The organism is Peribacillus deserti (assembly GCF_002863585.1).
Lineage (GTDB): Bacteria > Bacillota > Bacilli > Bacillales > DSM-1321 > Paraperibacillus > Paraperibacillus deserti_A.
On sequence record NZ_PGUY01000078.1, the window covers coordinates 1 to 17,716 of the forward strand.

15 protein-coding genes and 1 pseudogene are annotated in these 17,716 nt (G+C 36.6%); 9 read left to right on the forward strand and 7 right to left on the reverse strand.

Annotation, left to right across the window (positions count from 1 at the left end):
- Positions 1 to 302: 302 nt before the first annotated feature.
- Both CUU66_RS21910 and CUU66_RS25135 read left to right on the forward strand, forming a co-directional pair.
- The gene (locus CUU66_RS21910; protein WP_101645525.1) at positions 303 to 1,475 is read left to right on the forward strand and encodes a glycosyltransferase family protein; all 1,173 of its coding nucleotides are present in this window, start codon (positions 303 to 305) and stop codon (positions 1,473 to 1,475) included.
- 381 nt (positions 1,476 to 1,856) lie between these two features.
- Positions 1,857 to 1,937: pseudogene (locus tag CUU66_RS25135) on the forward strand (YjcZ family sporulation protein); the annotation flags it as partial.
- A gap of 15 nt (positions 1,938 to 1,952) precedes the next feature.
- Here CUU66_RS25135 and CUU66_RS21920 read toward each other — a convergent pair.
- Positions 1,953 to 2,513 (reverse strand): IS3 family transposase, encoded by a 561-nt coding sequence (locus CUU66_RS21920; RefSeq protein WP_101645526.1) that lies wholly within the window; start codon positions 2,511 to 2,513, stop codon positions 1,953 to 1,955.
- Complete coding sequence (locus CUU66_RS25515) at positions 2,491 to 2,739, reverse strand: IS3 family transposase (RefSeq protein ID WP_374703022.1); 249 nt, start codon at positions 2,737 to 2,739, stop codon at positions 2,491 to 2,493. Before CUU66_RS25515 ends, CUU66_RS21920 begins: the two co-directional genes overlap by 23 nt.
- A 243-nt stretch (positions 2,740 to 2,982) precedes the next feature.
- On the opposite strand from CUU66_RS25515, the gene CUU66_RS21930 reads away from it, so the two are divergent.
- Both CUU66_RS21930 and CUU66_RS21940 read left to right on the forward strand, forming a co-directional pair.
- Positions 2,983 to 3,201, forward strand: a complete 219-nt coding sequence (locus CUU66_RS21930; RefSeq protein WP_142383764.1) for a hypothetical protein — start codon at positions 2,983 to 2,985, stop codon at positions 3,199 to 3,201.
- 366 nt (positions 3,202 to 3,567) lie between these two features.
- Positions 3,568 to 4,353: an SDR family oxidoreductase gene (locus CUU66_RS21940; RefSeq protein ID WP_101645530.1), complete on the forward strand. Its 786-nt coding sequence runs from the start codon at positions 3,568 to 3,570 to the stop codon at positions 4,351 to 4,353.
- Between the two features lie 719 nt (positions 4,354 to 5,072).
- On the opposite strand, the gene CUU66_RS21945 is transcribed toward CUU66_RS21940, so the two are convergent.
- Positions 5,073 to 6,050, reverse strand: coding sequence for an SDR family oxidoreductase (locus tag CUU66_RS21945; protein WP_101645556.1), 978 nt, complete (start codon positions 6,048 to 6,050; stop codon positions 5,073 to 5,075).
- Positions 6,051 to 6,488: 438 nt separating this feature from the next.
- Between CUU66_RS21945 and CUU66_RS24475 the strand changes: the two genes are divergently transcribed.
- The 3 genes from CUU66_RS24475 (at position 6,489) to CUU66_RS21960 (ending at position 10,108) form a co-directional block, all read left to right on the forward strand.
- Positions 6,489 to 6,653, forward strand: a complete 165-nt coding sequence (locus CUU66_RS24475; RefSeq protein WP_180955396.1) for a hypothetical protein — start codon at positions 6,489 to 6,491, stop codon at positions 6,651 to 6,653.
- 1,312 nt (positions 6,654 to 7,965) lie between these two features.
- Positions 7,966 to 9,024 (forward strand): CapA family protein, encoded by a 1,059-nt coding sequence (locus CUU66_RS21955; protein WP_101645532.1) that lies wholly within the window; start codon positions 7,966 to 7,968, stop codon positions 9,022 to 9,024.
- Positions 9,017 to 10,108, forward strand: a complete 1,092-nt coding sequence (locus CUU66_RS21960) for a hypothetical protein (RefSeq protein ID WP_101645533.1) — start codon at positions 9,017 to 9,019, stop codon at positions 10,106 to 10,108. Before CUU66_RS21955 ends, CUU66_RS21960 begins: the two co-directional genes overlap by 8 nt.
- 361 nt (positions 10,109 to 10,469) lie before the next feature.
- Here CUU66_RS21960 and CUU66_RS25140 read toward each other — a convergent pair whose 3' ends face one another.
- From CUU66_RS25140 to CUU66_RS21970, 3 genes are all read right to left on the reverse strand, one after another.
- Positions 10,470 to 10,592 (reverse strand): hypothetical protein, encoded by a 123-nt coding sequence (locus tag CUU66_RS25140; protein WP_257968102.1) that lies wholly within the window; start codon positions 10,590 to 10,592, stop codon positions 10,470 to 10,472.
- A 353-nt stretch (positions 10,593 to 10,945) separates the two neighbouring features.
- Entirely contained in the window at positions 10,946 to 11,710 is a 765-nt protein-coding gene (locus tag CUU66_RS21965) for a D-alanyl-D-alanine carboxypeptidase family protein (protein WP_101645534.1), read from the reverse strand.
- 44 nt (positions 11,711 to 11,754) lie between these two features.
- Positions 11,755 to 12,849 (reverse strand): UDP-N-acetylmuramoyl-tripeptide--D-alanyl-D-alanine ligase, encoded by a 1,095-nt coding sequence (locus CUU66_RS21970; protein WP_101645535.1) that lies wholly within the window; start codon positions 12,847 to 12,849, stop codon positions 11,755 to 11,757.
- A 396-nt stretch (positions 12,850 to 13,245) separates the two neighbouring features.
- Here CUU66_RS21970 and CUU66_RS21975 point away from each other — a divergent pair, with 396 nt between their 5' ends.
- Together CUU66_RS21975 and CUU66_RS21980 are read left to right on the forward strand one after the other, a co-directional pair.
- Positions 13,246 to 14,463, forward strand: coding sequence for a glycosyltransferase family 2 protein (locus CUU66_RS21975; RefSeq protein WP_101645536.1), 1,218 nt, complete (start codon positions 13,246 to 13,248; stop codon positions 14,461 to 14,463).
- A 336-nt stretch (positions 14,464 to 14,799) separates the two neighbouring features.
- Positions 14,800 to 15,672: a glycosyltransferase family 2 protein gene (locus CUU66_RS21980; RefSeq protein ID WP_101645537.1), complete on the forward strand. Its 873-nt coding sequence runs from the start codon at positions 14,800 to 14,802 to the stop codon at positions 15,670 to 15,672.
- 919 nt (positions 15,673 to 16,591) lie between these two features.
- Here CUU66_RS21980 and CUU66_RS21985 read toward each other — a convergent pair.
- Positions 16,592 to 17,002: a hypothetical protein gene (locus tag CUU66_RS21985; RefSeq protein WP_101645538.1), complete on the reverse strand. Its 411-nt coding sequence runs from the start codon at positions 17,000 to 17,002 to the stop codon at positions 16,592 to 16,594.
- Positions 17,003 to 17,716 lie beyond the last annotated feature (714 nt).

A 17,716-nucleotide genomic window follows, 5' to 3' on the forward strand; every position in this document is an offset into this window, starting at 1 on the left:
AAATGATGTATGTTTTGGCAGTATGTTAATTAATCACTTTGAATCATTACTCAAAACGTAAATTTATGTATAGATGCTTATTTTTATACATAATTGCTAAGCTGTGCTTATTGTATTAATGGGCAGTTTAGTGCAAGAAGATGTGTGAAGAAAGTTAAAACCATTTAGTTCTGTATTGGAGCGGGGGTATTCCTTAATAGGCGGGTTTTCTAAAATAAATAATTTAGAGACTAATACCGTGACAAGCTTTTGATCATTCACATATTTATAAGACAAAGGTTACTAATAAGGAATGGTGAAGTTTGAAGATTTTATTTCTAGAAAGTCACCCAATGTGGATTTATGGTTTACCTAATGGTTTTAAAGAAGAAGGGCATACTGTAATGGTTTCTGGACCATTAAGTAAGGTTAATATTTCAGAAATGCTAGATATGTTTAAGCCAGATTTAATTATATCTCTCGGATGGACAGACGAACACTCTAAAGAAAAATGGGAGTGGATCCGAAAGGCTATCAAGAAAACAACTATACCGCTCGTTTATTGGGCAACTGAAGACCCTTTACACACAGAAAATTTTACAATACCTCTTATTAATGCAATAAAACCAGATTTCGTTTTTACAGTTACACCTTCATTATGTCAAAAATATGAGGAGCTAGGTTTCAAGTCGGATCATTTAGAATTTGGGTACCATCAGAGTGTACATTTCCCGGTACAACCATTGAATAACTATCTTTGTGACATAGCAGTAGTAGCGAATGCATATCCTAAATATCTTAAAAAAAATCCAAATGCGTTCCGTTCGGATGCCTTAAAGACATTAATAAAGCCACTTATTAAGGAAGGAATTCGTGTTGACTTTTGGGGTAGGCATTGGGAAAAAATGGCCAATTATTTTGGAAGAGACATTCCAACTAAATGGATTCATGGATATTTAGACTACAGGGACGCCTATAAAGTCTATAGTTCTGCCAAAATCGTTATTGGATTGCAAAACTCAAGCTCGCAACTTACTATGCGCACTTTCGAAATTCTTGGTTCTGGTGGCGTTTTGTTAACAACGGATACACCTGCAGTTCGTGAAAAATTTACACCAGATCAAGATTTAATTGTTTCATCCAACAAAAAGGAAACAGTATCTAAGATTCAATATTATTTAAATAATGATATTGAAAGACACCAAATACGTGAAAATGGTAAAAAAGCTGTCCAAAATCATTCCTACCGAAATCGAGCTAGGCGAATACTTGAAGTATTAGAAAAAAGAGGGATACTAAAGGAAACCGGAGATATTATCCATTATTCAGAATTTCTAAAAGAAATGTATGAAACTTATATGATTTCTTCGGATGACACTCTTACCAAAATTGCAACTAGATTTAACGTCCCGTTAGAACAATTAATCGAACTTAATAATCTTAGTTCAGATAAAATATATGCAGGACAAATAATTAAAATTAAGAAAAAGCAATAAAAATTATTTATAAGAATTTTGGGGCTGTGTTGTTGTTCTAAATCTGAGTGAAAGAACCACTTGCACATTATAGAATTGCTTATATTGTGAATGCTTTCACTTAAACTAAAGGGGGCTTTTGTTGAATATCCTAATTATTAAAACCTGAAAAAATGCAAGTTTTTATTCGTTCCTTGCATATTTTCAGGTTTTTCACATTCAAGAAACATACTGCCATAAACAGCATTTTTTAATTGCCAAATACACAATAGTTATTTGCCCTTTCGAACATTTAATTCAGTGCATACTCTATATCATTAATGGACAAGGGGGGTCTGGATTATGGGATTTTGCGGCTACGGTAGCGGAGCAGAATGCGAAGGCTAAAGCGGAGGCGGTGGCTTTGCTAGAAGCTTTGCCTTAATCGTTGTTCTATTTATTCTACTCATTATTATTGGAGCTACATTTGCTGGCGGTTATTAAATAATAACGGAGAGCCTACAGGTAGCCTAACGTTGAGTGTCTTCTTCTTTCGTTGTAAAAGCTCCTAATATAATCGTTGATGGCTTTTATAGCTTCCGCTCTTGTTGTATAACGGCTTCTGTATACGAGTTCTTTCTTTAAGCTGGCATGGAACGATTCAATACAGGCATTGTCATATGGATCGCCTTTTTTACTCATGCTGATTTGCATATGATTGATTTCCATTTGATCTGTATAATCCTTTGAACAGTATTGGGACCCTCGGTCCGAATGGTGAATCAATCCCTTGCCCGGCTGCCTTAACATAACCGCCATCTTCAAAGCATCCAGAGGAAGCTCTTTCTTCATATGTGAATCCATACTACATCCTACTATTTTCCTCGAGAAAAGATCCATAACGGAAGCTAAATAAACCCACCCTTCAAGGGTCCAAATGTAAGTAATATCGCTTACCCATACTTGATTTGGTTCTTTAACATCGAATTGTCGGTTCAATAAATTAGGATACACATGCATATCATGATCCGAATTTGTCGTAACCACAAACTTTTCCTCAGGAAGGGCTATCAGCCCCATTTCCTTTCATCATACGGGCTACTGTCTTCAGAGAGATTGTATAACCCCTGTCAATTAAATCGGCATGCACTCTTGGACTACCATATGTTTTACCGCTTTTGTAATAAGATTTCTTAATCTTTTGTTGAAGCTCTTTTCGACGCTCTTCCTTTTTTGAGGGAGGCATCGCTTGGTTCTTCGCCCACTTGTAATAACCACTAGTTGAAACCTTTAACACTCTGCACATCTTCAATACTGTATGTTCATCCCTGTGAGCCTGGATAAATGAGTAGATCACGCTCGGTTTTTGGTGAAGATGTGCATGGCCTTTTTTAAAATTTCGTTTTCCTCTTTCAGTCGCTGTAATTCGTTTTAAAGGAAAGCTGCCAAGTCAATGATCCCCATATATCCAGAAAATGAGGAAATCGACAGGCCAAAACAAGCATTGGAATCGATGTTATCATGGGCATCTAATGAAATGAGTTTCATATTGGCTGATAAGGATAAGTCTCAATTTAAGCAGGCAAATTGCTATGGGAAATGGGATACACAAAGGCAGGATGACCTTCAGATCTTTCCAAACAAGGCTTTGCAGTTGAAAGGGTATGCACCTCAAGCAATCTTTTCTTCCTTGCGGGAAAGAGGTTGGTTGAAAACTGCTTCTTTAATAATAAATAATAAGAGAGCAGATGGAAGCGAGAATCTATAAAAGATCCTCGCTGTTCCACCTGTTTTTATTTCAATACGATCAATGAGTCGGTGTAGTAATTCCGGTATCAGGATATCTTCATGGGGAAATCTAGATAACTCTGTTTGAGGGTTCAGAAGCTGTTCGTGATTCTTTGATCTTGATAGCCTCTGATCTAAAACCAGTCGGGATTATATATGCTGCTTTAATTCGTCTACGGTTTTTTACAACAATTCTGTATTCTTGCTCATTTATAATGTCACTTGCAGGCAGTTGAATTAGCTTGATCCTGCCAGAAATCGGGTAAAGTTGTTCCATGTTGGGTTTGCCCTTACTGCTACCTGGGAACAATAAGTTGGCATGCTATATCGAATGGAGGAATTTAACATGGGCAAAACAATTTTCATTTCTGGTGCAGGCACGGGGCTTGGAAGAGGTGCAGCAATTGGTCTTGCCAGTAAAGGGCATCGTGTGATTGCGGCTACAGAGCTGACTTCTCAAAAAACAGACCTTCTGAGGGAAGCAAATGACCTGGAACTGGATATAGAAGTGATTAAAGTCGATATTACGAACCCTTTGGATCTGGAACAGATTGAGAAGTATGATTTTGACGTATTTGTTGCAAATGCTGCCATTAATGAACGAGGGCCGCTCGGTGAGGTGCCGATGGACCGGTTTCGAGCACTTTTTGAGGTAAATGTTTTCGCAACCTTGGAAACAGTACAGATAGCTGCACGGAAGATGGTTGAAAAGGGAAGCGGAAAAATCGTTTTTATGAGTTCAATTTCTGGAATTTTGGCATCTCCATATGGCGGTCCATATGCCGCTACAAAGCATGCGATTGAAGCAATTGCCCATACCCTGCAGTTGGAACTTCAAGGATTCGGAGTAAAAGTTGCCACCATTAACCCTGGTGACTTCAAGACAGGCTTTAATGATCGCGCGGCAGAAGAGCTATGGAAATGGTACGATGAAGAGAAAAACTTCACGAGGAAAGAGGATATAAAAAAGGCGGAAGAAGGGTTAAAGAACCAGTTTGACCCAGAAGATATGATTGCAAAAATGGTAGAAATCATACCAGCTGACCATCATAAATTCCGAACTGCCTATCCTCAGCAAACGGAGAAACAGATGAAGCAAGAAGAACAAAAATGGTGGGAGATGGACATATAGGACGCTTGATCCAGTTCTTTTAACTTGTGGTATGGGACTGTTGATAAAAAGGGAAAAGAGAGACAGCTTCTTTTCCCTTTTTGCATTTTTTATAATTTTAGAGGATATCCGAATACATCGTTTGTCTTATGTGGGTTATACCATTACTATAATCATCCATTTGAGGTTTAAAGCCATTGCCGATCTTTGATACCAGTTTCCTTTTCTGTATGAACAGAGCATCATTAATAACTAAATTCTTCAAATTGCAGTACATATCAAGCCTTTTATTAAAGAATTTCTATCTTAACTTCTTCAAAATCAAAATATAATATAGTTGTAACACGGTCTGATGTATCACATCCGACAGTTGTCTTAATCTTCCTAGCATCGGAAACCCCTACATCCAAAGAAATATTACCTCCTCTTCATCTTAGTTAATAAAAATGGCTGAACCTTGATATATCAATGATTGTTTTATTTGATGTTTCGCCATATTATATTTGCCCATAAAACAACGCGAAAAATTTTTTACTCATTCGAAGTTTCCCAAATCTCATTTTTTCTTTATTATACAAAAAACACCCTATAGGTGGACTTTTTAAAGTGTCTACTCTAAAGGTACAGTTTATAGCAGAGCGGTTTTTTTAAGTTCATACCAACAAAAAACCGACTTCCCCCCATAATAATTGGAAATCGGTTGCATTATGTCTAGATTGAGGAAATGTTCGCTTCCTTTTTTATGAATGCGTAGATTCTCCGCCATCCACGTGCAGCACTTGGCCGGTGACAAAGCGTGAATCATCGGATGCCAAATATACATATGTTGGAGCTAATTCAAATGGATGGGCCACACGCTCCATAGGATTAAAGGCTCCGTATACCGCCACTTGGTCTGATGAGAAGCTCGCAGCGATAAGCGGCGTCCAGATCCGTCCAGGTGCTACTGCATTGACACGGATTCCTTTATTCACTACGTTTTTGGCCAGTGCCCGGGTGAAGCCGACGTTGGCGCCTTTTGTAGCAGTGTAATCAATCATTTGTTTTTCGCCAACATAAGTCACTACAGATGAAGTTTCGATGATCGAGCTTCCCGGTTTCATGTATGGAAGCGCTGCTCTCGTTGTGTAGAAATGAGAATAGATATTTACCTTAAAGGTGTCATCGAATTGCTGGTCCGTAATGTCAGTCAAGCTCTTCTGCTGGAACTGGATCCCTACATGGTTACAGAGTACATCCAGGCGGCCAAAAGTCCTTATGGTTTGCTCTACAATGGCGACACACTGCCGTTTATCCCGCAAGTCGCCAGGCATTAATAAACAACGCTGGCCGAGTTGCTCAACCCTCATTTTGGTCCGGTTTGCATCCTCATGTTCATTTAAATAAGCGATGGCTACATCCGCGCCTTCTTTGGCAAACGCAATCGCTACAGCCGCCCCGATTCCGCTGTCACCGCCTGTAATGAGCGCAACCTTCCCCTTTAATTTTCCGCTTCCTTTATAATTTGGATTTTCTATGATCGGCCGGGGCACCATTAATCCTTCCACACCAGGATGGAAAAGCTGACGTTGTTCAGGTAAATTTAATGGGATTTCCTTATATTGAGTAATTTTCCCATAGTTGGGGTACATAGGGTACGGATGCTCCACTTTGTTTGCGTCAAATGCTTGTTGCACCTGTTGGATCTGCTGCAGTTTCATTTGATCCATCTGGCCCATCACGTTGCCATCTTGATATTGCCCCGTCATATCTCCGTCTTGATATTGCCCCATCACATTACCTGCATGCTGGCCCATTTGCGGCATAACATATTGTGGCATATGATTGGCTTGTTGCATTTGAGGCATTTGGTACTGCGGCAACTGATTAGCTGGTTGCATCTGATACATTTGCGGTTGATACATATGCGATTGGTTCATTTCCGGCATATCACGATACTGATTTTCTTCACTCATAGGAAACCTCCAGGTTATAAACTTTATGTTTAACATATGTTAGGCGACCGACCGAAGTGCCTGTTTCCCAATAAAGTAAATCCCTCTTTCTATCGATTTAGGGGTAGGTTCATGACCCGTTTTAGGCAAGTGGTACTTGCTCCATATCCATTTAGTACGAATAAGGTAAAATGTAAGAAAAAATGTTAAGGAGGCAGCCCTTTGAGATTCGAGTTTAGTCCTGAAGTAAAACTATTGCTGATGAACCATTCAGATCAAAAAGTAAGGATGGATTATATCAATCATTCCTGGCCAATGTCGGAAATAGGTTGGAGACCGCCTTATTACACCAACCCGAGGTATGGTTTCAATTACCCTATTATCTAATTTTTTTTAAATCGGGGCGTCATAACGATACGTATAAAAGAAAAAGCCTGTATTTTTGATTAGAATCATGTAAAGTGTACCCCTTGTAGTGGACATCTTTAAAAAAGACTAGGCAGTTTCAAGAAGGTGATCTCTGTATTGAACAGGGGTCACCGTTATGATGAAAAAGTCTACCACCTGTAAGAGTACAGGCATGTAACTTATTAAATACAAGAGGTTGTTCCACGTTGACGAAAAGCATTAACAACATACATTAACTAACTATAACTAACTATACGTAACTATATATAATGGAAAGAAAACCCTTATAAATCAACACATTATTTCAAATAATCTACATATAGACAAAGTATAACTAAGCTTCTGTCTTCGCTATCGCTTGCCAATTAGCAAGTCTTCTTTATCAGGTGTGCTTTTCTTTTAGCGTTTTGCCTCCAATTAAAAAAGATCATCATTCAGCTCTTGGATGGATCTTCTCTTCAAAAGCACTGTCCTCCGCTTATCGATCAGGTGACCCCACAGGCGAAGCCGAGGAGGCTCGGGGGCCCGCCACGCGGATAGCGAGCATCCTCACGCTCCAATCAACCCCTTGTTCAATAACAATAACAACAAAGTTTGCGAAAACAACCTTATGAAAAGGCTGGATTTCTTGATTACCAAGGGGTCCAGGCATTTTTTTGTTTGCCACGTTCTTTTGACGTGCTAACACTTTGCTAACGTGACTGTTCCATAGCTTTAGGTAAGTCTGCAACTTCATTCAGATCTTTCGGTACAAGATCTGAATAAAATTCAGGGGTTACCTTCTGCTAGTGTGCCTCCGTTTTTACAGGATCCACGTCTTGCGGAATTAAGATAGAAGCCTGCGTGCGCCATATATGTGGAAGAGAATTATTGCTAGTTTCGTCTAGTGCCTAAACTTTTATTTATTTACAGAAGGAGGACTCGAATCGTCATCTCCTATAACAGATGAACGTTTTACAATTTAATCTACTATAAAGGTAACTATATATATTGGGATAGAACCAAAAATACTATGACCATAACAAAAGGTGGCACTATTATTCAAGAATTTGTCAATATGGCTACAGACCAGTAATGATAATGATAAAACGATTGACCCTTCTCTACTTATCCTTTTACCTGTCAGGTCCATTTTACTTCCACAAGGCAAACTGAAACTACCATTTATTTATTCTTTTTTAACTAGGTGCACTAGAACGTCATGTTCGGAATACTATATTATGAGCTTTAATTCCAAAGCATGAGTTAATAAATAAAGGTGATAAATTGAAGTTTTATTGGAGGGGTAAGGATGAATGAAAAATACTCCATTACTTTTGGAGGGGATACCAGTTTAGGTGATTACTATTTAAGAAAGTTTGAAAAAGATAAGTCGCCGTTACTGAGATTATCAAATGATCCCGCTTCATTCTTTGAAGGAGTGAAACCATTAGTTGAAAATAGTACTCATCTTATTCTTAATTTTGAGTCGGTTTTAGCTGAAAATCCTAAAAAAGTATATAAGAGCAAACAATACCCAAATTATGATAATCCAAAAAGAACACTTGAAGTTCTAAATGGATTAGGTGTTACGGCTGTTAATCTTGCTAATAACCATTCAAATGATTTTGGGTCAGAAATCATGCTGAATACGGTTCAGCAGCTTAATGATGCAGGTATCAATAGCTTTGGGGTTGGTGCTAACATACTTGAGGCATCTAAGCCATTAAGAATACAATTAATGGGCGGGGAAACAACTAAATCAGTATATATATTAGCAGGGTTGCTGGCCTCTCAAAGATATTGGAAGGACTATTCATTTTCTGCTGAACAAGAGAAACCGGGTGTGTGTCCCTTTAAAATAAAAAGTATAAAAAAACGGATTACTAATTTGAGATCTGAGGATCCCACAGCCATAATTGTAGTGTGTCCGCACTGGCAAGGTTATGACTACAAGCGGGTACCCCAAAAAATAAAAAAGATTTGCAGAGAACTAATAGATGCTGGTGCAAATTATGTGTTAGCTCATGGAACCCATATGATTAACCCTTTAGAGAAAAGGGGAGAAGGGATTATAGCCTACTCAATAGGTAACTTTATATTCAATTCTCCCGGACGTTACCAAAAATACAAAGCTCCACCCTATAGCTTTATTGTAAGGCTGGAAATAGAGGAGCGTAACGGAAAGTGGGACATTAAAGAGCGATTTTACCCTATCCAATCAGATCCCAGGAGAACTGGATATAATAATCGTCCCGTGAACGAAAGTGAAGCAGAGGAAATTCAACAAATATTGATAGAGAAATCTAATACGCAACATCAAAATGTATTTTCTATTAAAAAAGATAGCAGAGGTTTTTATTTTGTATAGAGAACAACACTGGGAAACCTCATCCAAAAATTATGATGTGATAAGTCTAGGCTATGAAGTATTTAAACCATTAATTGGGATAACACCTAATACTTATAAAGTAAAAAGGTTTTCAACAAATAAACTAATTTCACGAGAGTTTGCCAAACTAGGTTACAAATCGAGAGTTACAGGCAAAGATCTAATAGTTCATGTTGGAATTAATGAATTGCGTTTTCGGCAAACAGAGTCTTCAAATACCTCCTTAATTGGTCGTCAAATATTAAAAAATAAACATGCAGCAAGGAAAGCTATGAGTGGAGCCGGGCTATGCATAGCAAAAGGTGAACTATTTAAGAAGCATCAAAAGAAGGAAGCTAAAGAGTTTGCCCTAAGCTTGAGGACCTGTGTATTAAAACCTGTTGACGGAAAAAAGGGTATTGGTGTAACAGTCGGAGTAAGTAATAATAAGGATTTTGAAACTGCTTGGGATAAAGCTATAGCAGTTTCTAATAAGGGAATACTTGTTGAAGAGCAATTTATTGGCGGTATTGAAGCCAGATACCTCGTAGTAGGTAATAAATGTGTGGCTGTAGCAAGACGAATCCCTCCCCATGTTATAGGTAATGGTATTGACACGGTAGAAACCTTGATTAAAAAGAAGAACAAAGATAGGAAAAAAAATCCGCACCTTAGGAGTAGATCAATTAAAGTAAATCAACATCGGCTTTCAAATATCCGCAATCAAGGGTTCCATTTAGACAGCATACCAGGTAAGGATGAAATAGTTCTTATTGATTGGAAAGCGGGCTTTTCTACAGGTGCTGATTCCTATGATATCACCGAAGAAGTACATCCATTATTTAAAGAAATTGCGGAGCGGGTTTCACTAATAATCCCTGGACTAGACATAATAGGTGTAGATATACTTGCCATAGATCATACAAAAGAGCCTGACAATTCAAATTATATTATTATTGAAGCTAATACAAGACCTGGCATTGGGGGGCATCTGTACCCTTCTTATGGAAAGCCTAGAAATGTTGCTCGCTCTATTGTTCAACATAGCTTAAGTTCAATGCCTTTTAATAATATAAAAGCGTAAAACCTCTTTCGAACACCTTTGGTACATGATATGGACATACTTCATGCTTTAATTCCGGGACTCTTGAACCGTAGAACTTTTCACCAAGCAGGCAGCAGGGACTTTTTGTCTTTCCTTTCTCTATTGTGTCAAGGAGAGAAGATAGCGTAGTAGCAAATGTGTTTTGGGTTTAGTTTGATATTTCTTATATTCCCTCACGGATAGAGTGGGGGAACTTTTTGTTTAGGGAGGGTGAAGTTGGTTGCCTGAGCTAACGTTTGGGTTGGTTTGGAGAATGAACGGCTGGCTAGTCCTTACCTATCACCTCAATATTAAATCCCTGCTCAATAAATATTTGAGAAGGGATTTTTTCGGTATTCCTTTATTGCTCCTGAGTTTGAATTAAGGTAGATAAGAAATAGATTGAGCTAAAAGCACGTAAAGCATTAGGATTCTTCTCTAACTCTTTAATCTGATTTTCTGAATATAGCTGCTTATAACTCATGTCCATCCTCCATCCACAAAAATTCTATTAATATGGTGTTCTATCTGACGACATAAAAAACCCGATTAAAGGCACTTTTTATTTAGTGTCCATTAATCGGGTTATAGTTTAACCTGGGTGAGGAACACACAAAAATCAAAACCCTTTAACTTTGCTTCTTGCAAGGATTTAGGCTTTGAGTTGCAGTTAACAGTTAATTGAAATCAATTATTTGGGAAGGGACTTGGGGCAATGGTTCACTATGTCGTGACTTGCATATTATAAAATGGTTGAATTTGTAGAGGAACTTTTAACAGCCGAGGATATCTTTTAAATCCTAATTGTTACGGTAGAGACTAGTAGGTAAGAAGATATCAACCAAGAATCTTTAGCCAAGCGTAATCCAACATCTCCATAATCTCTAAATCTCTTGTTCTTTTATTTGGTTCTCCTAAAACAATAGCAAGTACGCGATTATTGTCTTTTTTGGCAGTTGCCGAAAGACAAGCTTTTGATAGAGGCGTAAATCCCGTTTTTAAACCATCAATTTCCGAATGACTTCTTAACAGCTTATTTGTATTTATTAATTGTAAGGGTTTCTTGCTATCCTTTTTAATAAAGTCTTTATATTTGCTTGAATACTTCAATATCTCCCCGCTTTTAATAATTTCCCTAGATAAAATAGCCATATCATAAGCGGAAGAATAATGTCCTGCCTGATCCAATCCGTGCGGATTTAAAAAATTTGTGTTCTTGAGTCTCAATTCTCTTGCCTTTATACCCATCATTGTCACAAATTCCTGAAGGGATCCCGCAATATATTCTGCCATACAAACAGCAGCGTTGTTTGCTGAAGCAATGACGATGCATTTGATTAAATCTTCAACGCTTATTTCTTCCTTTGGATAAAATTTAACTCTTGAGCCTCTTATAGATTCTGCATTTGGACTTTGTTTTACCTTGTCTTTAAGAGTTATTGACCCCATCCCAAGCTGCTCAAAAATAATGAGAAGGGTCATTATTTTAGTCAAGCTCGCTGGAGGAAGTCGTTTATTCATATTTTTTTCAAATAAAACTTCCCCTGTATTTATATTCATTAATATAGCTGATTTAGCGTTTTTAGCCAGTGGAGAATTCATACTATAAAGATCCCCATTTCTTTTATATCCGTTTACTAGTTATTTCATTTACTCGATTTTAATAATTTTTGAAGAAACTGAACAGTATCTTTCATTCTACTCTTATTGGAACCTTTTACTAAAATCGTAGTTTTCGGTTCAAGTATTCTTTTTAGGTATTTATGCAGCTCTTTTTTTGATGAAAAATGCTTTACAGAATCGGCAGGCATTCCGGCAGCCAATGCCCCATTCCCTACCTCTTTTGACATATTACCGACTGTAAATAAAAGATCCATCTCTTTTTCAGCGATATACCTTCCAACCTCTTGATGACCTTGTATAGAATAATTCCCCAATTCAAGCATGTTTCCTAAAATAACAATCTTTTTTTGATGACCAATATTCTGAAGAACATCAATAGCTGCTTTGGCTGCTTCGGGGTTTGCACTATAAGTATCATCAATTACATTGATTCCTCTTCCTGGACGTAAAAATTTGAGTCTTTGTTTCATAGTTAGAAAGGTTTTTAATCCTTCTTTTATATCGTATGGAGTAATACCAAGCTGATGGGTAACTGCTATAGCAAGTAAAGCATTTATAACATGATGATGACCAAAAATAGGAATAAAAAGTGAATGTGAATCTCCATCAATTTTTATGTCAAATGTCATGCCTTTTTTATTATATTGGATATTGTAGGCAAAGTAGTCCGCGTCATTCTGGTAACCAACTTTGGCTATTTGTCCTTTAAACCCACTTGTACTTAGTAATTTAGAATTGGGATCATCTGCATTTAATATCAAAATTCCAGTTTGTTTCATCCCTTTAATGAGTTCGGATTTACAAAGAGCAATCCCTTCAATTTCCCCTCCAAAATTACCAATATGAGCAGTACCCACATTGGTAATAATGCCGATTGTCGGTTTAATAGTCTCACAATGGGCAGCAATTGTTCCTTTACTGTTCATTCCATACTCCAATACAACGGCTTGATGTTTATCTGTAATGTTTTTCTTATGCTTCTGGGTTGCCCAAGTAGTATTAGAGTTGCCTGAACTTTTATAAATGTTCCATTTTCTACTTAGTATTGATGACACCATTTCCTTGGTTGTTGTTTTTCCAGCACTACCAGTAATAGCAATAACGGGTCTTTCTTTCAATGTTTCACCTTCTTATTTGATTTTAGAGATGAAAAACTTCAAAAAGTAATACTTCGTTACTAAAGAATTAAAGCACTATAATCAATCAGAATGCGGCACACACAAATTTTGTTACCGATTATCTATCCGCTTTTTCTCTGTTTGAAATGCCATCTCCTTGTAACATAGTATGAACATTATGAGAAAACGGATAATATTATAGTGAAATTATCAAGGAGTGTGTAATTGTTAGGTAAGAGTGATTAAAGGCTGTATAGGTGAAAGTACGTTTTTCAGATATTTAGTCACAAAAGGAAAAGGTGGAAATATTATATATATTATGAATGTTTACAATACATTACTACCTGTACCGTAGGAAGTGTACTAGTTATCTGATTGGGAGTGGTCAAATAGTATATGGATGAGATTATGAAGGAAAACCCCGAAATTTTAGTTAGTGTAGTGATGCCATCGTATAATCGTTACCCTCTAAATTTGTATGCTCTGCAATCCCTTCAAAAACAAACATTCCCTTGCTCACAAATGGAAGTGATTTTTGTTGATGATGGATCGTCGGATGAAACACCTAATATTAGATCTCAGCTAACTACTCCGTATTCACTTAAATGGATAAGAAATGAATCTCCACTTGGAAGATCAAAAGCAAGAAATTTAGGAGTAGAACATGCTTCAGGTAGGATTATTGTGTTTCTAGACGCAGAAATGATAGCCGCCCCAACACTAATTGAAACTCATTATCTAGCCCAAAATGAACAAGATGGACTTGTCGTTTCAGGATGCCTGGAACTGAAGAGATTATATACAATGTTGTTTCCCGGGTTTAATCTAGAACAGATTTCCCAATTGCATGCTCTTTATGGGGATAATCGCCAGGTGCTCACGCTGATTGATCAATTTTATTTAGATGGATCATCATCACCTATCACGTTATTAACATCAGAAGAAATGACAAATATGGAGATTCTAGAAAAACGGTCCTACGGTGTGGAATATTACAACGATATATTAAATCAGTTTGGAAACGAGTTAGAAGGTTTTAGGTTTTCGTGGATTAACTTTTGTTCAGGTAACGTATCAGTATCAAAGGAACTATTCATAAAAGCAGGGGGATTTGATGAAAGTTTTGTAGGATTCGGTCTTGAGGACTGGGATTTAGGCTATAGGCTGCATAAACAAGGGACAAGGTTTATTCATGATAAAACAGCCATCGCCTATCATCAGGAACATCCCATATCCTTATATTCTAATTGGCAGGAACATCGCAAAAATCTGTATACTTTTCAGGCCAAATATAAAGAGATAGAACCTAAGCTGCTTATTCTCTCCATGGTACCTGCATTTAAAAAAAATTTAATAAAATTAAACAGATATGCATTTGAATATGAAGAGTTGCGAAGACAGTTCCCGTCCGAATTTACCTTAATAAGTGATACAATAACTTCTCTATTGAGTCACGCCGCCCTTTTAGTTTCTGAGCAAAAAGATATCATTCGTCTTACTGAAGAGGCTGGAGTTAGTGTTGAAATTTTGGATAATTGTGCTAAAGCAGTTAAAAAGGTTAGGAAACGTTATCCAAAATTAGCAGAACTATATGAGTTTTTAATCATCTTATAAATATTACTACGGTTTTTAAATAACTTTCTAAAGCTGAACTCGAAAATAATATACCTTACCTCATAGTAGTAACTTCTTGTACAAGATATATTGACTGTTTGAATGGATAAGGTGAACCGTACCATAAATAAGTTCGGCTTTTTATGAAACAGGAGAATGTACCCTGTTAGATATGTTATTTGGTGCACCATACCATAAGTAAATGAGGGTTATTTCTTCCTTAAAGGAACCTAACGTCTTTAATGCGGGGTTCTTTATTAACTTATCTCTTTGTGTCCTTGCGATAAGTGGAGAAACTTTAGAAACATTATATATTGAAGGGGAATCACTTTTATAATGGAAAAGGGAGAAATAAAAGTAACTGTTCTAATGCCCGTATTCAATGGGGAAAAGTATCTAAAACAGGCAATTGACAGCATACTTAGTCAAACTTATAAGAATTTTGAGTTCCTAATTATTGACGACGGTTCTAAAGATAAAAGTATAAAAATCATTAAAAAGTACAAAGACCCTCGTATTCGTTTGGTCCGTAATAAGAAAAATATCGGTCTTATCAAAACTTTAAATAAAGGACTATCTCTTTCCAGGGGCAAATATATTGCTAGAATGGACTGTGATGATATCAGTTTGCCAGAAAGGTTAGAGAAACAAGTGGAGTTTATGGAACAACATCCGGATATTGGTGTTTGTGGAACTGCTTTAGAACTGATTGATAAAGAAGTTAAGTGGTATTACCCAACGGACCCCGATTATTTAAAATGTAAGCTGCTTTTCATATGTTGCATCCCTCACCCAACCGTTATGTTTCGAAAAAAAGTTCTGGAAAATATTAAATATAGAAAATATGAGCATGCTGAAGACTATTATTTATGGGTAGCTCTTTCTGAAAAGACAAAATTGGTTACTTTGCCGGAGGTCCTCTTAAAATATAGACAGCATCCTAATCAAGTCAGTAATAAATTTAGTATTAAACAACACCTAAACAGTCACAGAATTATTTTGGAACAATTAGAAAGACTAAATATTACTCCGACCGAACAGGAATTTTGGATCCATTTACGTCTTGCTGATAATATGATGCAGACCACTGAATTGGCACAACGCTGGTGTGAAAAAATCTTGGAGAAAAACAAGGAAACTAATATTTATAATCAGGATGCACTACAGGAATTACTCGAAAAAGTACTACGAAAAGAAGTTATATTTTAATAAGGAAAAAGGAACAGGCTATTTTCCAGGCACCGCAGATTGTATGAAGATACAAGATAGCAGGCTTTGTAAGATCCAACAGTTATAGAATGAATTAAATATACCTTTGTATGCTTAAGATCTTAGACTTTAATAAAATTTCCCCTGTTGAGTAGTAAGGTAATATCTTTTTCTTAGTTATCAAAAAACTGTACCTATTTATCGTGCGGTACTCCGCAATGTATCTGAATAAAAAGGGAATTGGGATACGAAAGACAAGTAACATTAGCAGATGAAGCAATTAAGATGAGGTGTTAGGGTTTCTGGTAAAGGCCCCGAATCACAGTATTATTTAGTTAAAGAATAAGGATATTAATTTAAAGAATTATTATAACTTATGGAGCCCACCGTATCTACGATAGTAGGCTCTATTTTTCTTTCCTTTTATAATAATGGAATAACCTAAAATAGGTAAAAAACTTTTCCTATTTATTTAAAACATATAAATTTATCTGAATTGCTTATAATCAACTTTGAAAAGAATTTATGAGTGTTTTCCTAGCAATTTAGTTCTTGTGAAGTGGAAGGGGTTTTGATATTTTGGCTGCCTGCAAAAATGTAAACCAAACGTTATCTAGGAATTCCTGGTTTGAAGTTTGATTAACATAATAAAAGACCACCTCACAATTTTTTTGTGAAGTGGTCTCTCGCAGTTGTATTAGGTTTACCGCGACCCTTAAACTGTTCAATGTTATGAGCCTTGAGCAGTACATCCTTGAGATAACTGTGTTTATGATCTGAGAGAGATTTGACCCCCGATCCAACATTGACAAGGTAAGGTGGCACTATACTAATCAAATTAATGGTCAATCCCCAATGAGTTGTTTAACATTAGATATTAACTTTACTTCGCAGCAATTTAATTAAATGATCATGCCGATCATACTGATGCAACACAGAAGCAACATTTCCGTTTGGTTTTAATTTGATTTTCCCAAGCTAATGTCATAATCGGACCGCTTATATTGTCTGAAAATGCCACCGGTTTTATAATGTCTGTATGAACTAGATAATTAAGACTGGCTTGATCGGATACACGTACATATTTATTATCAAATAACACATGTGTCATTTCTTTTAAAAACTCAATCATAAACTGTGTTGGTCCAAAAATGGTCCCTCCATTAAGAATAGATTGGTGTTGTATAGCTGATAATACTTTCTTTCCAAACTTTCTCAGTATCCATTTTACATTATATTTATTATCTTGACGTATTAACCATGATTCTTTTGTAACTGCTATTGAGGTCTTACTCCAGTTTTCCAGAAAAGGGTTGGTTTGAAAAAACACATCCCTGATATCCGTTAAAAGGATATTATTATAACGAGTTCCTTCTGCAAGCAAATATTTATAATATAGAGAAAATCGATAATCAACGATTAAAAACTTGCGTTCAGATACTGCTCGTTTAATAGGAATTAATTTAATATCTAATTTTATTTCCTTTAATAATTTACGAGTTTGACTATCTACATTCTCAATAAATAAAACTATCTTACCCGAAAATCTTCATTACACCGCCTATTATTAACTGGTAACAGAAGCTTAATTAGTTTTAACCCCTTCAAAGAATTTTTACATCCCTATAGTATTCTTAATTATCATGATGTGTACTAATTAAGTGTCGATGGTTCAAATTAAACCCCATTTAATGCGTTACGGTGAACCATATATTAAGCAGGCTCTGTTAAACTTGTTATGTTGATTTCCGCTGCAGGCGCTCGCTTTCCGCGGGCGTTCCGGGAGCCTCCTCGTCGCTTCCGCTTCTGCGGGGTCTCCCAAGACACGCTTCTCCCGCAGGAGTCTCGCACCTTCCGCTCCAATCAACACATGCAAAAATCCACATTAACCTTTAATATAGCCATTAAGTAAGTAAGGCTGTTTATTGAGGCAAGTAAATAATGAATGAATTGCCAGGTCAAAGCTATTGGCCCCATATTTTGTTGTAGTTTTTGAATTCTTTTGAAGGTATTCCCTATAAATTTGTCATTTTCCGTTACTGAA

Coding starts and splice junctions, on each gene's coding strand:
- CUU66_RS21945 (WP_101645556.1), bottom strand. CDS start 6,050: ATGGGCCAGATGGATCAAATGAAACTGCAGCAGATCCAACAGGTGCAA.
- CUU66_RS21920 (WP_101645526.1), bottom strand. CDS start 2,513: ATGGGGCTGATAGCCCTTCCTGAGGAAAAGTTTGTGGTTACGACAAAT.
- CUU66_RS21975 (WP_101645536.1), top strand. CDS start 13,246: ATGGATGAGATTATGAAGGAAAACCCCGAAATTTTAGTTAGTGTAGTG.
- CUU66_RS25515 (WP_374703022.1), bottom strand. CDS start 2,739: ATGTGCAGAGTGTTAAAGGTTTCAACTAGTGGTTATTACAAGTGGGCG.
- CUU66_RS21965 (WP_101645534.1), bottom strand. CDS start 11,710: ATGAATTCTCCACTGGCTAAAAACGCTAAATCAGCTATATTAATGAAT.
- CUU66_RS21940 (WP_101645530.1), top strand. CDS start 3,568: ATGGGCAAAACAATTTTCATTTCTGGTGCAGGCACGGGGCTTGGAAGA.
- CUU66_RS21955 (WP_101645532.1), top strand. CDS start 7,966: ATGAATGAAAAATACTCCATTACTTTTGGAGGGGATACCAGTTTAGGT.
- CUU66_RS21980 (WP_101645537.1), top strand. CDS start 14,800: ATGGAAAAGGGAGAAATAAAAGTAACTGTTCTAATGCCCGTATTCAAT.
- CUU66_RS25140 (WP_257968102.1), bottom strand. CDS start 10,592: ATGAGTTATAAGCAGCTATATTCAGAAAATCAGATTAAAGAGTTAGAG.